The organism is Bradyrhizobium nanningense, assembly GCF_004114535.1.
GTDB lineage: Bacteria > Pseudomonadota > Alphaproteobacteria > Rhizobiales > Xanthobacteraceae > Bradyrhizobium > Bradyrhizobium nanningense.
Map to the genome: position 1 here is coordinate 185,864 of NZ_LBJC01000002.1, position 20,270 is coordinate 206,133.

Annotated in this window: 22 protein-coding genes; 13 read left to right on the forward strand and 9 right to left on the reverse strand. The window is 64.6% G+C overall.

What is annotated here, in order from left to right:
- The first annotated feature begins 58 nt into the window (after positions 1–58).
- From XH84_RS00865 to XH84_RS00890, 6 genes are all read left to right on the forward strand, one after another.
- Complete coding sequence (locus XH84_RS00865) at positions 59–1,039, forward strand: small ribosomal subunit Rsm22 family protein (RefSeq protein ID WP_128916635.1); 981 nt, start codon at positions 59–61, stop codon at positions 1,037–1,039.
- Positions 1,040–1,177: 138 nt separating this feature from the next.
- On the forward strand, positions 1,178–1,738 hold the full coding sequence (locus XH84_RS00870; protein ID WP_128916634.1) for a LemA family protein: 561 nt from the start codon (positions 1,178–1,180) through the stop codon (positions 1,736–1,738).
- A 153-nt stretch (positions 1,739–1,891) separates the two neighbouring features.
- Complete coding sequence (locus tag XH84_RS00875) at positions 1,892–3,133, forward strand: M48 family metallopeptidase (protein WP_128916633.1); 1,242 nt, start codon at positions 1,892–1,894, stop codon at positions 3,131–3,133.
- Positions 3,134–3,339: 206 nt separating this feature from the next.
- The gene (locus XH84_RS00880) at positions 3,340–4,092 is read left to right on the forward strand and encodes a P-loop NTPase family protein (protein WP_128916632.1); all 753 of its coding nucleotides are present in this window, start codon (positions 3,340–3,342) and stop codon (positions 4,090–4,092) included.
- Between the two features lie 62 nt (positions 4,093–4,154).
- Positions 4,155–4,823 (forward strand): P-loop NTPase family protein, encoded by a 669-nt coding sequence (locus tag XH84_RS00885; RefSeq protein WP_164935888.1) that lies wholly within the window; start codon positions 4,155–4,157, stop codon positions 4,821–4,823.
- Between the two features lie 85 nt (positions 4,824–4,908).
- Positions 4,909–5,241, forward strand: coding sequence for a GIY-YIG nuclease family protein (locus XH84_RS00890; RefSeq protein ID WP_128916630.1), 333 nt, complete (start codon positions 4,909–4,911; stop codon positions 5,239–5,241).
- Between the two features lie 13 nt (positions 5,242–5,254).
- Here the strand turns inward: XH84_RS00890 and XH84_RS00895 are convergent, their stop codons facing one another.
- From XH84_RS00895 to petA, 6 genes are all read right to left on the reverse strand, one after another.
- Complete coding sequence (locus XH84_RS00895) at positions 5,255–5,794, reverse strand: adenine phosphoribosyltransferase (protein ID WP_018323310.1); 540 nt, start codon at positions 5,792–5,794, stop codon at positions 5,255–5,257.
- Between the two features lie 9 nt (positions 5,795–5,803).
- Positions 5,804–7,969, reverse strand: coding sequence for an anthranilate synthase component I (locus tag XH84_RS00900; protein WP_128916629.1), 2,166 nt, complete (start codon positions 7,967–7,969; stop codon positions 5,804–5,806).
- 237 nt (positions 7,970–8,206) lie between these two features.
- Complete coding sequence (locus tag XH84_RS00905; protein WP_128916628.1) at positions 8,207–8,494, reverse strand: hypothetical protein; 288 nt, start codon at positions 8,492–8,494, stop codon at positions 8,207–8,209.
- A gap of 103 nt (positions 8,495–8,597) precedes the next feature.
- Positions 8,598–9,272: a dienelactone hydrolase family protein gene (locus XH84_RS00910; RefSeq protein ID WP_128916627.1), complete on the reverse strand. Its 675-nt coding sequence runs from the start codon at positions 9,270–9,272 to the stop codon at positions 8,598–8,600.
- A 276-nt stretch (positions 9,273–9,548) separates the two neighbouring features.
- The gene (gene fbcH / locus XH84_RS00915) at positions 9,549–11,621 is read right to left on the reverse strand and encodes a cytochrome b/c1 (protein ID WP_128916626.1); all 2,073 of its coding nucleotides are present in this window, start codon (positions 11,619–11,621) and stop codon (positions 9,549–9,551) included.
- 62 nt (positions 11,622–11,683) lie between these two features.
- Positions 11,684–12,214, reverse strand: a complete 531-nt coding sequence (gene petA, locus XH84_RS00920) for a ubiquinol-cytochrome c reductase iron-sulfur subunit (RefSeq protein ID WP_128916625.1) — start codon at positions 12,212–12,214, stop codon at positions 11,684–11,686.
- A gap of 278 nt (positions 12,215–12,492) precedes the next feature.
- Between petA and XH84_RS00925 the strand changes: the two genes are divergently transcribed.
- From XH84_RS00925 to XH84_RS00955, 7 genes are all read left to right on the forward strand, one after another.
- A complete protein-coding gene (locus XH84_RS00925; RefSeq protein WP_128916624.1) occupies positions 12,493–12,951 on the forward strand; it encodes a tRNA (cytidine(34)-2'-O)-methyltransferase in 459 nt (152 codons plus the stop codon).
- Positions 12,952–12,970: 19 nt separating this feature from the next.
- Positions 12,971–13,603, forward strand: coding sequence for a 7-carboxy-7-deazaguanine synthase (gene queE / locus XH84_RS00930; RefSeq protein ID WP_128916623.1), 633 nt, complete (start codon positions 12,971–12,973; stop codon positions 13,601–13,603).
- A 133-nt stretch (positions 13,604–13,736) separates the two neighbouring features.
- A complete protein-coding gene (gene hemF, locus XH84_RS00935; RefSeq protein ID WP_128917153.1) occupies positions 13,737–14,624 on the forward strand; it encodes an oxygen-dependent coproporphyrinogen oxidase in 888 nt (295 codons plus the stop codon).
- Positions 14,625–14,629: 5 nt separating this feature from the next.
- Positions 14,630–15,373, forward strand: coding sequence for an HAD family hydrolase (locus XH84_RS00940; protein WP_206734072.1), 744 nt, complete (start codon positions 14,630–14,632; stop codon positions 15,371–15,373).
- A 301-nt stretch (positions 15,374–15,674) separates the two neighbouring features.
- Complete coding sequence (locus tag XH84_RS00945; protein WP_128916621.1) at positions 15,675–16,724, forward strand: hypothetical protein; 1,050 nt, start codon at positions 15,675–15,677, stop codon at positions 16,722–16,724.
- 139 nt (positions 16,725–16,863) lie between these two features.
- Positions 16,864–17,376, forward strand: coding sequence for a GNAT family N-acetyltransferase (locus XH84_RS00950; RefSeq protein ID WP_164935886.1), 513 nt, complete (start codon positions 16,864–16,866; stop codon positions 17,374–17,376).
- A gap of 48 nt (positions 17,377–17,424) precedes the next feature.
- Positions 17,425–17,631: a YodC family protein gene (locus XH84_RS00955; protein ID WP_128916619.1), complete on the forward strand. Its 207-nt coding sequence runs from the start codon at positions 17,425–17,427 to the stop codon at positions 17,629–17,631.
- 154 nt (positions 17,632–17,785) lie between these two features.
- On the opposite strand, the gene XH84_RS39475 is transcribed toward XH84_RS00955, so the two are convergent.
- The 3 genes from XH84_RS39475 to XH84_RS00965 form a co-directional block, all read right to left on the reverse strand.
- Complete coding sequence (locus tag XH84_RS39475) at positions 17,786–17,956, reverse strand: hypothetical protein (RefSeq protein ID WP_164935885.1); 171 nt, start codon at positions 17,954–17,956, stop codon at positions 17,786–17,788.
- Positions 17,957–18,225: 269 nt separating this feature from the next.
- On the reverse strand, positions 18,226–18,996 hold the full coding sequence (locus XH84_RS00960) for a sulfite exporter TauE/SafE family protein (RefSeq protein ID WP_128916618.1): 771 nt from the start codon (positions 18,994–18,996) through the stop codon (positions 18,226–18,228).
- Positions 18,993–20,261, reverse strand: coding sequence for a CCA tRNA nucleotidyltransferase (locus XH84_RS00965; protein ID WP_128916617.1), 1,269 nt, complete (start codon positions 20,259–20,261; stop codon positions 18,993–18,995). The genes XH84_RS00960 and XH84_RS00965 overlap by 4 nt, the downstream gene beginning before the upstream one ends.
- Between the last annotated feature and the right edge of the window lie 9 nt (positions 20,262–20,270).

Genomic DNA, 20,270 nt, shown 5'->3' on the forward strand with positions numbered 1-20,270 from the left:
CGGTTGACGACGCTGTCTCGGAGTACTGGATGCCCCGCCTGCGCGGGCATGACTGCGGATGATGATAGCCCCCACCCTCCCCGCTGAACTCAAAGCCGCCCTCGACGGCAAGCTGCAAGGCTTCTCCCGCACCGACGCGGCCCAGCGCTCGCAAAAAATCTCGACCACCTATCGCGCCGGTGGCGGCTCCGGCGCGATCAAATCCGAGGCCGATGCGCTCGCCTACGCGCTCGCCCGCATGCCGGCGACCTACGCGGCTGTGGCGGCCAGCCTGAATGCACTCACCGAGATCGCACCGGACCTCGCGCCGGAGACGCTGCTCGACGTCGGCGCCGGTCCAGGCACCGCCAGCTGGGCGGCCGCGGAGGCCTTTCCCTCGCTGCAAGACGTCACCCTGCTCGACGCCAATGCCACCCTGAGCCGGCTCGCGCTCGAACTCGCACGTGACAGTTCGCGATTGGCGGAGTGCCGCTATCTGCCGGGCGATGCCGGCGGCAACCTCGCCGAGGTCTCGCAAGCCGATCTCGTCGTCGCCAGCTACGTCATCGGCGAGCTCGGCGAGAGCGAGCAGCGCGCCCTGACCGCGGCGATGTGGGCCAAAGCGCGCCACGCGCTGGTCGTGATCGAGCCCGGCACCCCCGCCGGCTACGCCCGCATCCTCGCGCTGCGTCAGCAATTGATCGCGGCCGGCGCCTTCGTCGCCGCGCCCTGCCCGCACGAAAGGCCCTGCCCGCTCGTCGCGCCGGACTGGTGCCATTTCTCCCAACGCCTGCCGCGCTCCCAAGCGCACCGCCAGATCAAGGGCGCCGAGGTGCCATTCGAGGACGAGCGCTTCATCTACGTCGCCCTGACCCGCACCCCGCCTGCCACGCGCGCCACGCGCGTGCTGGCGCCACCGGACGTCGGCAAGGCCGAGATCGCGGCGAAGCTCTGCACCGAGGAAGGTGTCGCGCTGGCGAAAGTCCCACGACGCGACAAGGCGGCCTATGCAAGTGCCCGGCGCTGGCGCTGGGGCGACGCCGTCATTGCCGAAAGTTAACCTCGTCCGGGGCTTTTGCCTTGAACGCGGGGGGCTTCTCATCCGACCAAGTCTCACCTCCCCCTGTACCGGGCTCTCGTTCGGCGCCAATTTGGTCTATCCTAGCGGCCCGCCTTCTTCCCCCTTCAGGAGTTCTCCATGTCGACCGGCTGGATCGTTCTCGGCGTCATCGTCGTCCTCGTGTTTCTGGCGTTCAGCGCCTACAACCGCCTGGTGGCGCTGAGCCAGCGCGTCGGCCAGGCCTTTGCCGATATCGACGTGCAGCTCAAGCAGCGTCACGATCTGGTCCCGAACTTGGTCGAGACGGTGAAGGGCTATGCCTCGCATGAGCGCGGCACGCTCGACGACGTCATCAAGGCGCGCAATTCGGCGATGTCGGCGCAGGGTCCGGCGCAGGTCTCCGCGGCCGAGAACCAGCTGTCCGGCGCGCTCGGCCGGCTGATCGCGTTGTCGGAGGCCTATCCGGACCTCAAGGCCAATGCCAATTTCCAGCAGCTCGCATCCGAGCTCTCCGACCTCGAGAACAAGATCGCAGCAAGCCGCCGCTTCTTCAACAGCGCGGTCCAGGAATACAACACCGGCATCCAGCAGATGCCCGCCGCCTTGTTCGCCGGCATGTTCGGCTTCACCAGGAAGGACTTCTTCGATCTCGGCGCCAGCCGCACCGAGGTCGAGGCGGCGCCGCAGGTGAAGTTCTGACGTTATCTCACCTTCGTCATTCCGGGGCGCGTCGCAGACGCGAACTATGGTGCGCAGTTGCGCACCTGAGAATCTCGATCGAGCGACTGAGCTCGGGATTCCGGGCTCGATGCTGTCGCATCGCCCCGGAATGACGAGGATTAGGAAGCAGTCATGGCCGCGTATGGTCTCTACACGCACATCGCCTCGAACAAATTTCGTTCGATGCTGCTGCTCGGCGGCCTGTTCGCGCTGGTCTACGTGCTGGTCTATGCCGGCGCGCTGGTTGCCGAGGTCGTCATCAACGGCAATGGCACGGTCGCCTATTATCTGAGCCGTGCCTTCACCGACCTGCTCAAGGCCGCGCCCGTCGCGACGGTCGTGGCGGCGGCCTGGATCGTGATCGCCTATTTCTTCCACCAGTCGATGATCGATGCCGTGACCGGCGGCCACGACGTCACCCGGCAGGAAGAGCCGCGGCTCTACAACCTGCTTGAAAACCTCTGCATCTCGCGCGGCATCACCATGCCGAAGCTGAAGATCATGGAGAGCCCGGCGCTGAACGCGTTCGCGACCGGCCTCAATCCCAGGCAATATTCCATCACCGTCACTACGGGTCTGCTCGATGCGCTGAATGACAAGGAGATCGAGGCGGTGCTGGGCCACGAGCTGACCCACATCAAGAACGGCGACGTCCAGATGATGGTGGTCGCCGTCATCATCGCTGGCGTGGTCGGCTTCTTCGGCGAATTGTTCTTCCGCCTGTTCACGAATTTCAATTGGAGCTCCGGCTCCGGCGGCTCATGGTCTTCGGGCTCCTCCTCGTCGTCGCGGTCGTCCTCGTCATCGAGCGACAGCAAGAATTCCGGCGGCGGCGCGGTGATCGTGATCATCATCGCGATCGTGCTGATCGTGGTGGCCTGGCTGCTGTCTCAGGTGGTCAAGCTCGCGCTGTCGCGGTCGCGCGAATATCTCGCTGACGCCGGCTCCGTTGAGCTGACCAAAGATCCTGACGCCATGATCTCGGCGCTGCGCAAGATCGAGAATCGCGGCGAGCTGCCCGGCGCGACCTCGGCCGTGATGGAGCTCTGCGTCGATAATCCCCGCGAAGGCTTTGCCGATCTGTTCGCAACCCACCCTTCGGTGCAATCGAGGGTCGATGCACTGGTCAAGTTTGCCGGCGGCCATGATCCGGGTCCGCTACCGCCGGCCGAGGAAACGGACGAGCCCGAGGCGCAAGCCGACCAGCAGGACGCCCCGCCGCCGCTCAATCACGGCCCCTGGAACGATGCCAGCGGCCCACACGCTCCGCCGCCCGTGCCCGCACCCGGCCCCTCCGGAACAGCGAGCAGCAACCCGGGCAATCCGATCGGCAATCCCATAGGCAATCCCATGGGTCCTTGGGGCCGTCATTAAGCATGCGGTGTGCCGCCATGCGCGGCAGTTTCGCCGCGATTGGGAAAAACTTCGGGAATTGCCGTTTCGACATGCCAAGGAATTGAATTCTCCCTTGTTTCTGCCATGTTCGCGCCCAACAGCAGACTTGGGACATCCTTGGGACATCGATTTGGGGCCCGGCCGATTGCGACCTCGCGATCGGGGGCGCGCGTTAGGGGACAGCAATGGCAAAGCCGGCAGTGGTTGTGGTGGGCGCGGACAAGGGCGGGGTCGGCAAGACCACGGTGTCGCGCACCTTGCTCGATTATTTCTCAGCCAACAACGTGCCGACGCGCGCCTTCGACACGGAGTCGCCGCGCGGAACCCTGAAACGCTTCCACCCCGACATCACCGAGATCGTCGACATGACGACGACGTCGGATCAGATGAAGATCTTCGACACACTCAACGCGGTGAGCCCGTCGGTGACGGTGATCGACGTCCGCGCCGGCCTGCTCTCGCCGGCCCTCGCCTCGCTGCGCGACATCGGCTTCCTCGACGCCGCCAAGGCTGGCCAGATCACGTTTGCCGTGTTCCACATCCTGGGACCGTCGATCGCCTCGCTGGAGGAGATCGCCGAAACGGCGGGCTTCATGACCGGCGCAAAATATTTCCTGGTGAAGAACTTCATCAACGACACCCAGTTCTTCCAGTGGGACCAGGCGACCTATAATTCCTATTTCCACCGCATCAAGGACGCGACCGAGCTGACCATTCCCAAGCTCAACGAAATGGCCTACGAGCAGGTCGAGGTGTCGTCCGTCCCGTTCCTGAAATTCGTCGCGAACAAGGGCATCAACGACGAGGCCGCGAACTATTCCTTCGTGTTGCGCGGCTATGTCCGGCACTGGCTTGCCAACGTCTGGAGCGAATTCGACCGCATCCGCCTGACCGACATCGTCGGTTCGAAGCCCGCCACCCGCAACAGCGAAAAATAGTTGCGGACCCCGGGCGGATACGGCTGGATTGGGCGGTGACTTCGCTCAGATAATAGTTCGTGATGCCCGCGACGCCCGTTTACATCATCTGCTCGCCCCGCCCGCAGGTCGGCAAGACCCTGCTGGCGCGGCTGCTCGCCGAATTCCTGCTGCTCAAGAACGGGAATGTCGCGGCCTTCGACGTCAATCTGAAGGAGCCGTCGCTGCTCGACTATCTGCCTGGGGTCACCGAGACCGCCGACGTGATCGACACCTACGGCAAGATGCAGCTGATGGACCGCGTCATCGTCGATGACGGAATTGCCAAGGTGATCGACCTCGGCTTCCACGCCTTCGACGAGTTCTTCAAGATGACCGACGAGATCGGCCTGTTGAAGGAAGCAGCACGCCGCCATGTCGCGCCCCAGATCCTGTTCGTTGCCGACACCGACCGCGCCTCGACCCGTGCCCATGAGATGCTGCGCGGGCAGATCCCGCGCATGAACCTGATCACGGTCGACAACGAATATGTGGTGCGCGGCGAGCTGCCGGCCGCGATGGCCGGCGGCCGGCTGTTGCGCCTGCCCGCGCTGCCCGGCTTCCTCAAGACCTATATCGATCGGCTGAACTTCTCCTTCACCGGCTATCTGCGCCAGGAGAAGGACGCCTCAACCGAGCTGCACCAATGGACCCGGCGGAATTACCTCGCTTTCCGCGAGCTTGAACTCAGCCTGATCCTGCAACGGTCCTGAATTATTTTACCCGGGTAATATTGACAGAAGGCAGGCCTGCCGCTACTCGGGTTGCGCATCAACGTCCTCAACAAGGCCCGCCCCCATGAGCATCGACCGGAAGGCAGCGATCGCCGCCTACAAGGAGCGCAGGACCATTGCGGGCGTTTTCGTCGTGCGCTGCGCGGCCTCGGGCGAGGCCTGGGTCGGCCAGGCGCCCAATCTGGAGACGATTCAGAACCGCATCTGGTTCTCGCTGCGCCAGGGCAGCCACCCCTGCCGCGGCCTCCAGGCCGCCTGGACCGCGCATGGCGAGGCCGGCCTGACGTTTGGCGAATGCGAGCGTCTGGACGACGAGGAGAGCGCCTATGTCAGGAACGCGCTCCTGAAGGAGCGCCTGCTGCATTGGCGGGCCGAACTGAAGGCCGAGCTGATTTGACCGCTGCGGCGGCTCAGTGCCCTTCGAACGTCATCAGCGTGCGCACCGGCACGTCCATGGCGCGCAGCTTGGCGGCGCCGCCGAGCTCGGGCAGGTCGATGATGAAGCAGGCAGCGACGACGTTTGCGCCGATCTGGCGCAGCAGCTTCACCGCGCCTTCCGCGGTGCCGCCGGTGGCGATGAGGTCGTCGACCAGGATCACACGCTCGCCGGGCTGGATCGCGTCGACATGCATCTCCATCTCATCGATGCCGTATTCGAGCGAATAAGCGATGCGCACCGTGGTGTGCGGCAGCTTGCCTTTTTTCCGGATCGGCACGAAGCCGGCCGAGAGTTGATGCGCCACCGCCCCGCCGATGATGAACCCCCTCGCCTCCATGCCCGCGACTTTGTCGATCTTGTTGCCGGCCCAGGGATTGACGAGTTCGTCGACCGCGCGGCGGAAGGCCCGCGCATCCGCGAGCAAGGTCGTGATGTCGCGGAACATGATCCCCGGCTTGGGATAGTCGGGGATGGTGCGAACGCTCGCCTTGATGTCATGGTCAAAGGTCATTGGTGCCTCTCAATCGACACGCGCATCCAGCCGGAACGCGTTTTCAACAATACGTAGCCCCACCTCATTGCCGAGCGACATCAGCGATTCCGGATGGAATTGCACGCCGGCGATCGGCAGGGTCTTGTGTTCCAGCGCCATGGCGACGCCGTCCTCGGTGCTGGCGGTGACGGACAGCACCTCCGGCATGCTGTCGCGTTCGACATACAGCGAGTGATAGCGGCCGATGATGATCTCGTTCGGCAGATTGCGCATCAGGCGCCCGCCGCGCACCTGCACCCGCGAGGGCCGGCCGTGGGCGGGATGGGTGAGCTGCCCGAGCTCGCCGCCGAAATATTCGCCGATCGCCTGCACGCCGAGGCAGACGCCGAACACCGGCAGCTTCCTCTCAAGCGCCGCGTCGATCGTTGTCTTGATCCCGAAATCCTCGGGACGTCCGGGACCGGGCGACAGCACCAGCAAATCCCACGTCTTCTGCTTGAGCATGTCGAGCGCATGCACATAACGGACCACGGTGACCTCCGCGCCGACCTGACGGAAGTAATCGGCCAGCATGTGCACGAAGCTGTCGTCGTGGTCGATCAGCAGCACCCGCTTACCTGAACCGGTCGCATCCGGTGCGAAGGTCGACAGCGGCTTCGGCGGATCGCCACGCAGCGCCTGGAACAGTGCGGCGGCCTTGACCTGGCACTCGCGGTCTTCTGCGGCCGGATCGGAATCAAACAGGCAGGTGGCGCCGACGCGCACTTCGGCGAGGCCGTCCTTCATGCGGATGGTGCGGATGGTGAGGCCGGTATTGATGCTGCCGTCGAAGTTCACCGCACCGATCGCGCCGGCATACCAGCGCCGCGGCGAGCGCTCGTGATCCTCGACGAACTGCATCGCCCAGAGTTTTGGCGCGCCGGTGACGGTCACGGCCCAGGCGTGGGTGAGGAACGCATCGAGCGCGTCGAAGCCGGGGCGCAGCATGCCCTCGACATGATCGACGGTGTGAAACAGCTTCGAATAAGTCTCGATCTGCCGGCGCGCCAGCACCTTGATGGTGCCGGGGACGCAGACGCGCGCCTTGTCGTTGCGATCGACGTCGGTGCACATGTTGAGCTCGAACTCGTCCTTCTCCGAGTTCAGCAATTGGCGGATCTGCTCGGCATCGCCGATCGCATCGGTGCCGCGCGCGATGGTGCCCGAGATCGGGCAGGTCTCGACGCGACGTCCGTCGGAGCGCACGAACATTTCCGGCGAGGCGGAGACGAGAAACTCTCCCTCTCCCAGATTCATCAGCGCGCCGTAGGGCGAGGGGTTGATGACGCAGAGACGCTGGAAGACTTCGGCCGGCGAGCGGTCGCAGGGCTCGGCGAACAGCTGTCCCGGCACGGCTTCAAAGAGATCGCCACGCGCGAAGGCGGCGCGCGCCGTCTCCACGGTGGCCTGATATTCGCCGGGCGCGTGATCGGCAAAGCCCTGGCGCGGCGTCTTCAGGTACGGGCTCTCGGCGGTCTCGCGCGGCAGGCCTGCGGTGGATTTGCCATTCCAGGCGAAATCGTAAGCGAGCACGACGCCGCGGCCGGTGGCGCGGTCATAGGCCAGCAGGCGATCGGGCACATAGAGCACGATGTCGCGCTGGTCCTGCTCGCGCGCGCGCTTCTGCTCGAGATCCTCGATCTGGAACACGAGGTCGTAGGCGAAGGCGCCGAACAGGCCGAGCAGCCCGTCGTCATTGGCGGAGAAGGCGGCGATGATGTCGCGCACCAGCGACATCACGCTGGCGCGCCGCGTGCGCTGGTCCTCATCGACCGGCGCATCGCCGCGGACGATGTGGCCGGCAAGGCGCACGGGCGTCTTCTCGGAGATCACGACGCAGGGCTCGCGCAGGACGTCGCCGAGGAAGGCGATCAGCACCTCTCCTCGCGCGTTGAGCGCTTCGAGCTTGAAATTGACGCCCGTAGTCTCGAGCTTGAGCGGCGGATCGGAGAAGCCGAGGTCAAAACTCTCGTAACGACCGGGAACGGTCGTGCCCGATGACAGCACCACGCCGCGGCGGCGGTCGAGCAGATTGATCAGGTCGTCGAGCCGGCTCGCGCCGCCGGTAAACTGCTCAGCCACGCGCGTGATCGCAAGCCCCGCGCGGGTCACATAGTCGCTTCTGGCCGGGAGGGCAAAGACTGTCCTGTTCATGTCGTCCTCTTACGAAACTTGCCGAGGGAACGCCACACAGGACAAACGATCAGGCCGCCGCACTGCGTTGGCGACCTCAGACGATTTGGGAAAGGAAAATCGCACCGGCCACCTCGTTAGGAGGTGCGCCACCAAAGACGGGCTGGGCGGACGGCGGTGCTCATGGGGGAACTAACACCACGGCGCGGGGGCGGCGTCAAGGGCGCTACCTGGGCTACCGGCTGGGGGGGCACGTCTTCAAACTGATCGATCGCGGGCACCGCCGATTGCTCGATGCGATGCAGCAGCGAAAGAATTTCCGTTTGTGGCAGTCAGCGTCTTGTTCTCAGGAAGCGCGATGTCGCTCTTGATCTCGGTCAGGTCCCGGCGAACTTCCGCGACGTCGCGCTCCAGACGTCCCAAACGCTCGGTATGGCGGGCCTGAGTTTCCAGAACCAAGTCCATCTTCCTGTCGAGCGAACGCAGAAACGCCAAGGTGTGGCTTGCCACCTTAGCGACATCATCATGCGTGTCTGGCTCGGCCATGACTCTAGCTCCGCTCCACTGCGGCAATATAGCGGAACGGATCCAGTGTAGTTGGTCTACATCGAGACGGAAAGTCGCTCTCACCGGAAGACCTTAGGGCCTCCTACCCCAAATGCCTGCGGAAAAACTCGGTCGCCCGGCCCCAGGCCAGCTCGGCGGCCTCGCGGTCGTGCACGGCCTGGCGCTGCTCGTTGACAAAGGCGTGCTCGGCGTCATAGCGGAAAAGCTCCAGCGACTTGCCGGCCGCCTTCATGGCCTTTTCGAAGCCGTTGACCAGCTCCGGCGTGCACCAATCGTCCTTGTTGGCGAAATGGGCCTGGAGCGGGATCTTGACGTCGGCAGGCTTGGCCGCCTGCTCCGGCGGGATGCCGTAGAACACGACGCCGGCCGCGAGCTCCGGAATCTTGGTCGCGCCGATGATGGTCACGGCCCCACCGAGGCAGAATCCGGTCAGACCGACCTTGGCGCCGTTGCGCGACAGATATTGCGTGGCGCCGCGCACCGTCTGCGTGGTGGCGTCCATGAAGTCGAGCGAATTCATCTCCTTGTTGGCGCTGTCCGTGTCGTGATACGGCACCACCTTGCCCTTGTAGAGATCGGGCGCCAGCGCATCGAAGCCGGCCAGCGCAAAGCGGTCGCACAGGCCCTTGATCTGATCCGACAATCCCCACCATTCCTGGATCACGACCACGCCCGGCGCGTTGCCTCGCGCGGCATTGGCGAGATAGCCCGAGGCGTCCTTGCCATCCGGGCGCTTGAAGGTGATGGCGGTTCCCATGATGTCCTCCGATGAGTTTCTGGGGGAGCGGTTGACGGGCATTTTGGCCGGTGCGAGCGGATGACGCAATCACCGCGCAAACAAACTCTCGTGCCCCGGATGCAATGCAGCGCGCCCCTGGCGATGCGGAGCATCGTCCAGTGCGACGTGATGCGTTGCTGATCTGGGGCAGCTATCGGCATTCCGGGTCCCGGCTCGCGCTTCGCGCGTCCGGGACACGGCCAACAAAAAAGCCCCTTTGCGGGGGCTTTTTCATTTGGTCTCGTCCATCGCCGCTCAATGCGAGTCGGCCCAGACCTTCTTCTTGGTGAAGTACATCAGGCCCGCGAACAGGATCAGGAACACGAACACCTGGAAGCCGAGGCGCTTGCGCGCTTCCATGTGCGGCTCGGCGGTCCACATCAGGAACGTGGTGACGTCCTTGGCATATTGCGCGACGGTGGCCGGCGAGCCGTCGTCATAGGTCACCTGGCCATCGCTGAGCGGCTTCGGCATCTTGATGGCATGGCCCGGGAAGTACTTGTTGTAGTATGAGCCCTCCGGAATGGTGACGCCCTCGGGGACGTGATCGTCAAAACCCTGCAGCACCGCCGAGACGTAGTCCGGGCCCTGCTCCTGGTACTGGCTGAAGAAGTCGAAGACGAACCAGGGGAAGCCGCGCTTATAGGAACGCGCCTTGGTGATCAGGGAGAGGTCCGGCGGCGCAGCGCCGCCGTTCGCCGCACGAGCGGCCTGCTCGTTCGGGAACGGCGACGGGAAATAATCCGCCGGTCGCCCCGCACGCTCGAACATGTCGCCCGCATCGTTCGGGCCGTCCTTGAGCTTGTATTCGGAGGCGAAGGCTGCCGCCTGCGCCACGGAATAGCCGGGCCCACCGGGCTCGGCGAGGTTGCGGAAGGCGACATACGACAGTCCGTGGCAGCTGGCGCAGACCTCCTTGTAGACCTTCAGGCCGCGCTGCAGCGCACCGCGGTCGAACTTACCGAAAGGGCCCGAGAACGACCATTTATTGCCGGGCGGCTGGTCGCTGCCCTCAGACGCCTTCGCACTGTCGACGGAGCCTGCGAACAACGAACCGGCGAGCGCCAGGACGATCGCGGTCGATACCATCGGCGTCGATCGGCTGCCGGTCTTGGCCAGCACCGCATCCGAAATCGAGTTCGGCACCGGCCGCGGCTTCTCGATCCGCGAGAGCAGCGGCAGCACGATCAGGAAGTAGGCGAAGTAGCACACCGTCAGGACCCGGCCGGCAACGACGTAGATGCCTTCCGGCGGCTGCGCGCCGAGATAGCCGAGCAGGATGCAGACCACGACGAAGATCCAGAAGAACTGCTTGGCCAGCGGGCGATATTTCGACGACTTCGTCTTCGCTGCGTCCAGCCAGGGCAGGAAGCACAGGATGATGATCGCGCCGAACATCGCGATGACGCCCGCGAGCTTGTTCGGGATCGAGCGCAGGATCGCGTAGAACGGCAGGTAATACCATTCCGGCACGATGTGCGGCGGCGTCACGCCCGGATTCGCCGGAATGTAGTTGTCGGCGTCGCCGAGATAGTTCGGCATGTAGAAGATGAACCAGGCGTAGAGCAGCATGAAGCAGGCCACGCCGAACATGTCCTTGATGGTGGCATGCGGCGTGAACAGGACCGTGTCCTTTTCAGACTTCGGCTCGACGCCGTCAGGATTGTTCTGGCCGGCGACGTGCAGCGCCCAGACGTGGAGCACCACGACGCCCGCGATCAGGAACGGCAGCAGGTAATGCAGCGAGAAGAAGCGGTTCAGCGTCGGGTTGCCGACCGAATAGCCGCCCCACAGCAGCGTCACGATGCTCTCGCCGAAATAGGGAATGGCGGAGAACAGGTTGGTGATGACGGTGGCGCCCCAGAAGCTCATCTGCCCCCAGGGGAGCACGTAGCCCATGAAGCCCGTGGCCATCATCAGGAGGTAGATGATGACGCCGAGGATCCACAGCACCTCGCGCGGCTCCTTGTACGACCCGTAATAAAGGCCGCGGAACATATGGACATAGACGGCGACGAAGAACATCGACGCGCCGACCGCGTGCATGTTGCGCAGCAGCCAGCCGTAGTTCACGTCGCGGACGATCAGCTCGACCGACTTGAAGGCGAGATCGGCATGCGGCGTATAGTGCATCGCCAGGATCACGCCGGTCAGGATCTGTATCCCCAGCATGAAGGAGAGGATGGCGCCGAAGGTCCACCAATAGTTCAGGTTACGCGGGGTGGGATAGGCGACGAACGAGGAGTGCATGAGGCCGAAGATCGGCAGGCGCCGCTCGATCCATTGCAGGGCCGGATTGCTCGGCTGGTAGTCGGATGGTCCGCTCATGATGCGATCCTGAGGAAATAGTACGACGAGACGGCGCGAAGCTTCGGACGAAGGCCCAAAGCTCAGCCGATCTGGATTTTGGTGTCGGAAACGAACTGATACGGCGGCACCGGCAGGTTCGCGGGCGCGGGCCCCTGGCGGATGCGGCCGGACGAATCGTATTGCGAACCATGGCAGGGGCAGAAGAACCCGTCGTAATTGCCTTCATGGGCGATCGGGATGCAGCCGAGATGGGTGCAGATGCCGATCACGACCAGCCACTGGTCGTGGCCCGACTTGACCCGGGCCTCGTCGGTCTCCGGATCGGGCAGGCTCGCGACGTTGACGCCGCGCGCCTCGTCGATCTGCTTCTTGGTGCGGTGGCTGATGTAGATCGGCTTGCCGCGCCAGAACACCTTGATGTCCTGGCCTTCGGCGACCGGGCTGAGATCGACCTCGATCGGCGCACCGGCGGCGATGGTCGAGGCGTCAGGATTCATTTGGGAGATGAAGGGCCAGAGCGCGGCCGCGCTCCCTACTGCTGCAGCTGCCCCGGTTGCAACGAATAAGAAATCACGGCGTGTCGGATGGTCCGCCGAAGACGCTGTCGTCACGATTCCAACCCTTTCTTCTTGCGCAACCGGTGGAACCGCTCCAGAGGGCGCCCATGAGGTCCCCGGAAAGGCTGCCGGCGCCCGCGGCCCCCCGCGGCGGCAGAACTTCGCTTATTCACCTCTAAACAGGCGAAACAGCAGTCCAGAATCGTTCTATTGGCACCCTTGCCGGGCGAGCGCAAGCCCGCTATCGGCGCGGGAGCGTGCCAAGCACGAATTCCCGGGCAGGCGATGTTTTATTGAGACATTTCCGCTCCACAACCAAGCCGCCACCCCCGATGCAGATAGCGCTTTTCCAGCCCGACATCCCTCAGAACACCGGCACGATTCTCAGGCTCTGTGCCTGCCTCGGACTCGACGCCCATATCATCGAACCGGCGGGGTTCCCGGTCTCCGACCGCGCGTTCCGCCGGGCGGGAATGGACTACCTCGGCCATGTCAGCATCGTCAGGCACGATTCCTGGCTGAAATTCGAGGAGTGGCGCGCCGGGCATGGCTACCGCCTGCTGCTGTTCACCACCAAGGCCGCCACCGACTATCGCGATTTCCGTTACCAGACGTCGGACATCCTGCTATTCGGGCGCGAGAGCGCCGGCGTCACCGACGCGGTGGTCGAGGCCGCGGATGCGCGGCTGGTGATCCCGATCAAAGCGGGGCTGCGGTCGCTCAATGTCGCCATGACCGCGGCCATGGCCGCAGGCGAGGCACTGCGACAGATCCGGAACCCGCAAGTTTGAAGGTTTAAAGGAGAGACGATTGAGTTACGCGGTCAAGGAAATCTTCCTGACCCTGCAAGGCGAAGGCGCCCATGCCGGGCGCGCCTCCGTGTTCTGCCGCTTTGCCGGCTGCAACCTCTGGAGCGGGCGCGAGGCGGACCGCCTTGAGGCCACTTGCAAGTTCTGCGACACGGACTTCGTCGGGACCGACGGCACCCTCGGCGGCCGCTACGGCTCGGCCGCCGAGCTCGCCGACACCATCGCCGCGCAATGGCGCGGCACCGAAGCCAACCGCTATGTGGTGCTCACCGGCGGCGAGCCCCTGCTTCAGGTCGACACCGCGCTGATCGACGCTCTCCACGCCCGCGGCTTCGAGATCGGCGTCGAGACCAACGGCACCATTGCCGCGCCTGATGGCCTCGACTGGATCTGCGTCAGCCCCAAGGGCGGCAGCGAGCTGGTGCTGCGCCAGGGGCATGAACTCAAGCTGGTCTATCCGCAGGCCCTCGCCGCGCCTGAAACCTTCGAGAACCTCGCCTTCGAGCGCTTCTCGCTGCAGCCGATGGACGGACCCGAGGTGATCGAGAACACCGCGCGCGCAATCGACTATTGCCTGCGCCATCCGCAATGGCGGCTCAGCGTGCAGACACATAAGTCGCTCGGCATCAGATAGGGACAGTTTTGTAGGGTGGGCAAAGCGAAGCGTGCCCACCATTCAGGATGACGATAAAAGACGTGGGCACGGCGCAAGGGCGCCTTTGCCCATCCTACGGCACACTCCGCGTGGTAAGCGACCGGGAATGAAGATGGACATGTCGACGATCGAAGACCGCAAGACCCACGCCCGCACCTGGTTCGAAGCCTTGCGCGACGATATCTGCGCGAGCTTCGAGCGGCTCGAGGACGACGCCCCGCAAAGTCTCTATCCGGGCGAAGCCGGCCGCTTCAAGCGCACGCCCTGGCAGCGTGCCGACCATACCGGCGCGCCCGGCGGCGGCGGGGTGATGTCGATGATGCATGGCCGGCTGTTCGAGAAGGTCGGCGTGCACTGCTCGACCGTGCACGGCGAGTTCGCGCCCGAATTTCGCGCCCAGATTCCCGGCGCGGCGGACGACCCGAAATTCTGGGCCTCGGGCATCTCGCTGATCGCGCATATGCGCAATCCGAACGTGCCCGCCGTGCACATGAACACCCGCTTCGTCGTCACCACCAAAGCCTGGTTCGGCGGCGGCGCCGATCTGACGCCGGTGCTCGACCGGCGGCGCACGCAGGACGATGCCGACACCATCGCCTTCCACGCCGCGATGAAAGTGGCCTGCGCGCAGAACAGCGGCGTTGCCGATTACGACAAGTACAAGAAATGGTGCGACGAGTATTTCTACCTGCCCCACCGCAAGGAGGCGCGCGGCATCGGCGGCATCTTCTACGACTGGCACGACAGCGGCGACTGGGAGGCCGACCTCGCCTTCACCAAGGACGTCGGACGCGCCTTCCTGAAGATCTACCCCGAGATCGTCAGGCGCAATTTCGCCAGCGCCTGGACCACCGCCGACCGCGAGGAGCAATTGATCCGACGCGGCCGCTATGTCGAGTTCAACCTGCTCTATGACCGCGGCACCATCTTCGGGCTCAAGACCGGCGGCAATGTCGATTCGATCCTGTCGTCGATGCCGCCGGAGGTGAAGTGGCCGTGACGACGATGAAGCCCGCCCTGAAGCCGCTCCCCCGCGCCATGCTGATCGACATGGACGACACCATCCTGTCGGCCTATGGCCGGCCCGAGATCGCCTGGAACACGATCGCGAACGAGTTTGCCGAGGAGCTTGCGCCGCTGCCGCCGCCGCAGGTCGCGACCGCAGTGCTCGCCTATGCGCGGCAGTTCTGGTCGACCGCGGAGCCGATCTGGCGGATGAAGCTCGGCGAAGCGCGGCGGCTCACGGTGCGCGGCGGCTTCGCCGTGCTCGCCGCAGAGGGCCATCGCGCCCTGCCCGACGATCTCGCCGATCGCATCGCCGACCGCTTCACCACCTACCGCGAGGAAGCGATCTTCGTCTTCCCCGGCGCGCATGACGCGATCGACGCGTTCAGGGCACGCGGCGTCAAGCTCGCGCTGGTCACCAATGGCGCCGCCGAGATGCAGCGCGCCAAGGTCGAGCGGTTCGAGCTGACCCATCGCTTCGACCACATTCAGATCGAGGGCGAGCACGGCTTCGGCAAGCCCGAGGAGCGCGCCTATCTGCACGCGATGGAAGCGCTCGGCGTCACGCCTGCGGACACCTGGATGATCGGCGACAATCTGGAATGGGAAGTCGTGACGCCGCAGCGCCTCGGCATCTATTCGATCTGGATCGACGTCCATGGCGACGGCCTGCCCGAAGGCTCGACCGTCAAGCCCGACCGCATCATCCGCTCGCTGACCGAGCTGGTGCCGGGCCGCTCCTGAGCGGGCCATGAGACAAAAATCGAAAAACAACCCCATGCACAGTAGACGGCCTCTGCAAGATCAAGGGGTTACGGATTTTACGAATCGCCTTTGATCCGCCGGGCAAAACAGGAGTATGACGCCATCGTCGAAATTTGCGATGGACGGATTTTTGTCTGAGCCGCAGCCGCCGGCCCGGCGAGCTGGGCCAGCGCAATTTGCGGCAGCCCGCCTGCCTCACTTGACGTGAAATGCTTCACAAGCCGAAATCCGGGATTGCGGTAGCCTTTCCGCCATGGGGCGTGGTGAGTTGGAGGCGACAATGGAGCAGGACCTTCCGAAGCAGACAGCGCGCACGCAACCGACGAATGAGGCGCCGGGCGTCTGGCAAAAGATCCAGGTCTGGGACAGCCGTCTGTCGGTCACCAAGGGCCTGACGGCCGTCACTCTGCTGACGGGCCTCGTCGGTGGATACTTCCAGTACATAAGCTCTTACGAGCAGAAGATAGGTGAGCAAGCCAAGGCCGACATGGACATGGCGACGCGAACCTTTCTCGAGATTTCGGACGCTTTCGCCGAAGTGCAGACACAGCAGGAGACCATGCTGCCCGAACAATTCGGCTCGCTGAAGGCGCAGGTCAATCCGGCCTTCATCCCCGTGGATACGAAAGCGCTGGAGACATTCCCGGATTATTGGAAGGCACGCACCGCCCTGCTGCGGAACGGCGCCATCTTCGCACGCAAGGCGGAGATCTACATCGATTGGCCCAGCGACCTCGGGCGCGATGCGGCGGCGGAGCACACCCTCGACCAGGATCCCCTGACGGCGACGCTGCTGACGAAGTACAATTTCGATTGCGACGCCGAAGCCAATCTCCCGCAGTTCAAGGGAGCCATCTACAACGGAGGCGAGGCGAAGCGCCCCAGCGAAGAACTCTGCAACGACCCGACGGCCAATGGGCTGAAATCCTATGTCGATCTCTGTGCCCGGCGCGCGGACGGCGAGATCGACCCGCTGCAGAAGGTCGTGACCATCAACTGGTGGAGCGCCAAGCACCACGTCCTGGTGATGCACCATTGCTTCGAGGTGCTCCGGGACCAGCTGAATCCGCTGCAAGCCCAGGCGTTGGGCGGCGGCGACGGACCCAACGACCGCAAGCTCGACAGCATGAAGCCGCGGGACAGCAACGAGCACAGGCTGCAGCTTCAGGCCCGCCGGCTCGACGCGTTCATGACCTTGACCATGTCACAGCTGGACCGGATCAGGGTGCGCTACCGCCCGACCGGGTTCGTCTGCCACGTTCCGCTCGTTCGTGGCGCCGTCGGCTATTTCAGCAATCAGTGCCTGCCGAACCAGCCGATCACGGGCTAGCGCCCCTAGGACGGGACCGTAAGCTCGCCCAAATTCCTCCACCTGCCGACGTAACAACCCGCCGACCCTGCCCGTAGATGACCCTGCGGGCGCTTTCAGGCCAGGAAGCCAAAGGAAGGCGCGAGGGAGGCACGGCATCGTGAGTGGACAATTGAGCATCCGGCGAGCTCAGGCGGACGATTATGTCGCCGTTCGCGGTCTCGCGGACGCATTGGCGGCCCATATCGAAGAGCCGCCACCGCCTCTGACGCTCGACCGCTATCTCGCCTTCTATGTCCGAGAGCATGCGCCAGTGCACCTCTTCGTCGCGCTGCTGGAAGATCGCGTTGTCGGCATGATCGCGTGGATCCTGACCCACGAGCTCTACAGCGCCCAGGCCGGCATCTACATCAGCGACATTGCGGTGCATGCCGATGCGCGCAGGAAGGGCGTCGGCAGAGCGTTGATGACGAAGGCAAGGGAATGGGCCTCCGATCACGGCGTGACGAAGCTCGGCTGGGATGTCTGGAAGCACAATGCGTCGGCCATGGAATTCTATGAGCACCTGGGCGCGACCGTCGACACCGAGGCCGTGCCGCATCTCCTACTGCTGACGAACGTCCCAACCCATCCTGCGAACGGCCCCGCTCCCCCCGTTTTCCGGGTGTCATGACAACTTGCTAGCCTCGCGTCCGCTCGATCAAACTCGAAAGGACAATCCATGGAATTGAAAGCCGGCGATGTGGTGATGCTGAAATCCGGCGGCCAGCCGCTGACGGTTGCGGAAGTGAAGCAGGACGAGGTGCTCTGCCTCTGGATGGGCATGGAAGGCGACCTGTTCCGCGAGACGCTGCCTCTGGCCGTGCTCGACCGCGTGGAAATCGAAGACGAGGAAGAAGAGGACGACGAGGACGAGGACGAGGAGTAGGCACGCCTGAGACCGCATCCCGGTCAGGCCGGCCAGGCGTAAGCCAGGTGCGGTGTACCCCAACTTGCCGACATCCGATGACGGCGCCCGGACTTCGTTCACGGGCCACAAGGCGACATCATATCGTATGACAAGGCCGCCAACTGAGGCGGCCTCAGTCGTTCCAGATGCGTTCGCCGCATTCGCATTCGAACAGGTGGATGAGATTTCCGGTTTCCATGTTCAGTATCGCGCGAACCAGCACTAGCTGCTTGTCGCAGACACGACATTTCCGGTCCGAATTATTTTCGATCTCTGCGATCTTCTCTGCGCGGAGCAGGTCCATAGTAAAGTCCCCTCAAGACAGCAGCGATGCTACTCCATGAGCTCCGCAATTGGATCATACAGAGGTATACTTGCCGGTGCTTCGCCACCACCAAGGGGCCGATGGAACAGACAGGCAACCAGGTCCTGCGAACCTAGGCCCGCGTCGCCTCTGGGTCGTAAACTGTCGCGGACAGATGAGCCGGACGAACCCGTTTCGCGCTCGGAGGCCGACACTTATGAGTACCGGGCTCGATACTCAGTTTAGGCGCCAACGCCCAATTGGGTCCGCTAGATCAAGAGTTGCCTCGCCGCCGCCGAGATCATCACCAGCCCTCCCGTGACGACAGCTACATCGAGGATCGCGGTGTGAATGTGCACCGGCATCCGCTCGACAAAGGCTTTTGCCAGGAACGCGCCGGGGATCGCGATCGCGCCGATCAGCAGCGCAAAGGCGAGCACCTGCGCGGTGACGGCGCCGGCGAGGCCGAACACCGAGATCTTGATCAGGCCGGTGCCGAGCGAGATCATCGCGTCGGTCGCGATCACGGCGGCGCCCTCCAAGCCGGCGGCCATCAACAGCGAGAGCAGGATCACGCCGGAGCCGGAGGTGCCGCCGACCAAGACGCCATAGCCGACAGAGCCGGCGGCAAGGCCGCTGTCGGAGATCTTGACCTCTCGGCGGCGGAGCACGCGGCGCAGCGGCACGCTCAGAATCAGCATGGTGCCGATCACGAGCGCGGCGCCCGCATTGGTCAGCCGCGTGTAGCCGTAGGCGCCGAGCGCGGTCGTGAGCGCGGCGCAGGCAAGCACGATCAGCGCGCGACGGCGGTCGGCGTAGCGCAAATAAGCAACCGCGCGGCTGCAATTGGTGAAGATGGCTGAGATCGCGATGATCGGCACCACGGGCTCGGCGCCGACCAGCGGCACCAGCACCAGCGGCATCAAGGCGCCGGTGCCATAGCCGGCGAGACCACCGATGATCGAAGCAAACAGCGCCATCAACGCGACCAGCAGGAGCTGAAAAATCGAGATGTCGGCGAAGGCTGAGACGATGGTCACGTTCTCTCGTCGCGGCTGATGCGGGCCGCAGCTTGATCGGCGATGGCAGCGAGTGCGGCTTGCTCTAAGGGAAAATCCGCCGCAAGCCAAGCGTCCTCGGCGAGTGTCAACACATGCCCGAGCCCGGGCCCTTCCGCCATGCCGCGGGCGATGAAGTCGGCGGCCTTCAGCGGAAATTTCGGCGCAGTCCAGCGCTGCGGCAGCTCAGCGAGCGCGCGCCAGCGCGTGGAGGTGACATCGCCGCCGCTCCTCGCCCAGCCGAGCAACACGCGGTCGTGATAGCGCTCGGCGCCGAGCCGGTAGAGCAATCGCCGTGCATTGGCTTCGTCCTTGATGGCGAGGCGCCACCAGCGGTGGCCCATCGAATCCAGCGCCTTGGTCTCGGCATTGGAGAGCCGCAGCCGCGCGGCGACGCGCTTGGCATCCTCGGTCACGGCGACGGTCAGCGCGGCGAGGCGCCGCGTGCTGCTCGCCGCGAGGCCGAGCTCGCGCTCGATCGCGATCATCGTCGTCAGCGGCCCGGTGTAGACGACGCCGCCGACCAGCGTCTGCAGCAGGCCGCCCTCGGCCATGGCCAGCGCGGCCGCGGATGCGCCCGATGCCACCAAGAGCTTCAACATCTCCATCCGCACCCGCTCGGCCGAGAGGCTGGCAAGGCCGGCGCGGCCGCGGATGCAGGCGAGATAGCCGTAGCGGTCGGGCTCGCCCGCGCCGAAAGCGGCGTGGATGCGGAAGAAGCGCAGGATGCGCAAATAATCCTCGGCGATGCGCTGGTCGGGATCGCCGATGAAGCGCACGCGGCGCGCTTTGGCATCCGCGATGCCGCCGACATAGTCGTAGACCACGCCCCTTGCGTCGACCGACAGGCCGTTCATGGTGAAGTCGCGCCGCTCGGCGTCCTTCACCCAGTCGCGGCCGAACGCGACCTTGGCCTTGCGGCCGAAGGTTTCGGTGTCCTCGCGCAACGTCGTGACTTCATAGGGGTGGCTGTCGATGACGAGCGTGACGGTGCCGTGATCGATCCCGGTCGGCACGCCCTTGATGCCGGCGGCCTTGGCGCGCCGCATCACCTCCTCAGGCCGCGCCGTGGTCGCGATGTCGATGTCGCCGGGCACGAGGCCGAGCAGCGCGTTGCGCACGGCGCCGCCGACCACCCGCGCCTCCTCGCCGTCAGAGTTGAGCAATTGCAGAACGCGCGCGGTCCCGCCCGAGATCAGCCAGGGCGCATCGGCAAGAACCGGCGCAAGTAACGGCTCTGCGCTCATCGTGCTGCC

Excerpts from the sequence above, each read along its gene's own strand:
- XH84_RS00865 (WP_128916635.1), top strand. The coding sequence starts at position 59 with ATGATGATAGCCCCCACCCTCCCCGCTGAACTCAAAGCCGCCCTCGAC.
- XH84_RS00870 (WP_128916634.1), top strand. The coding sequence starts at position 1,178 with ATGTCGACCGGCTGGATCGTTCTCGGCGTCATCGTCGTCCTCGTGTTT.
- XH84_RS00875 (WP_128916633.1), top strand. The coding sequence starts at position 1,892 with ATGGCCGCGTATGGTCTCTACACGCACATCGCCTCGAACAAATTTCGT.
- XH84_RS00880 (WP_128916632.1), top strand. The coding sequence starts at position 3,340 with ATGGCAAAGCCGGCAGTGGTTGTGGTGGGCGCGGACAAGGGCGGGGTC.
- XH84_RS00885 (WP_164935888.1), top strand. The coding sequence starts at position 4,155 with ATGCCCGCGACGCCCGTTTACATCATCTGCTCGCCCCGCCCGCAGGTC.
- XH84_RS00890 (WP_128916630.1), top strand. The coding sequence starts at position 4,909 with ATGAGCATCGACCGGAAGGCAGCGATCGCCGCCTACAAGGAGCGCAGG.
- XH84_RS00895 (WP_018323310.1), bottom strand. The coding sequence starts at position 5,794 with ATGACCTTTGACCATGACATCAAGGCGAGCGTTCGCACCATCCCCGAC.
- XH84_RS00900 (WP_128916629.1), bottom strand. The coding sequence starts at position 7,969 with ATGAACAGGACAGTCTTTGCCCTCCCGGCCAGAAGCGACTATGTGACC.
- XH84_RS00905 (WP_128916628.1), bottom strand. The coding sequence starts at position 8,494 with ATGGCCGAGCCAGACACGCATGATGATGTCGCTAAGGTGGCAAGCCAC.
- XH84_RS00910 (WP_128916627.1), bottom strand. The coding sequence starts at position 9,272 with ATGGGAACCGCCATCACCTTCAAGCGCCCGGATGGCAAGGACGCCTCG.
- fbcH (WP_128916626.1), bottom strand. The coding sequence starts at position 11,621 with ATGAGCGGACCATCCGACTACCAGCCGAGCAATCCGGCCCTGCAATGG.
- XH84_RS00925 (WP_128916624.1), top strand. The coding sequence starts at position 12,493 with ATGCAGATAGCGCTTTTCCAGCCCGACATCCCTCAGAACACCGGCACG.
- hemF (WP_128917153.1), top strand. The coding sequence starts at position 13,737 with ATGGACATGTCGACGATCGAAGACCGCAAGACCCACGCCCGCACCTGG.
- XH84_RS00940 (WP_206734072.1), top strand. The coding sequence starts at position 14,630 with ATGAAGCCCGCCCTGAAGCCGCTCCCCCGCGCCATGCTGATCGACATG.
- XH84_RS00945 (WP_128916621.1), top strand. The coding sequence starts at position 15,675 with ATGGAGCAGGACCTTCCGAAGCAGACAGCGCGCACGCAACCGACGAAT.
- XH84_RS00955 (WP_128916619.1), top strand. The coding sequence starts at position 17,425 with ATGGAATTGAAAGCCGGCGATGTGGTGATGCTGAAATCCGGCGGCCAG.
- XH84_RS39475 (WP_164935885.1), bottom strand. The coding sequence starts at position 17,956 with ATGGACCTGCTCCGCGCAGAGAAGATCGCAGAGATCGAAAATAATTCG.
- XH84_RS00965 (WP_128916617.1), bottom strand. The coding sequence starts at position 20,261 with ATGAGCGCAGAGCCGTTACTTGCGCCGGTTCTTGCCGATGCGCCCTGG.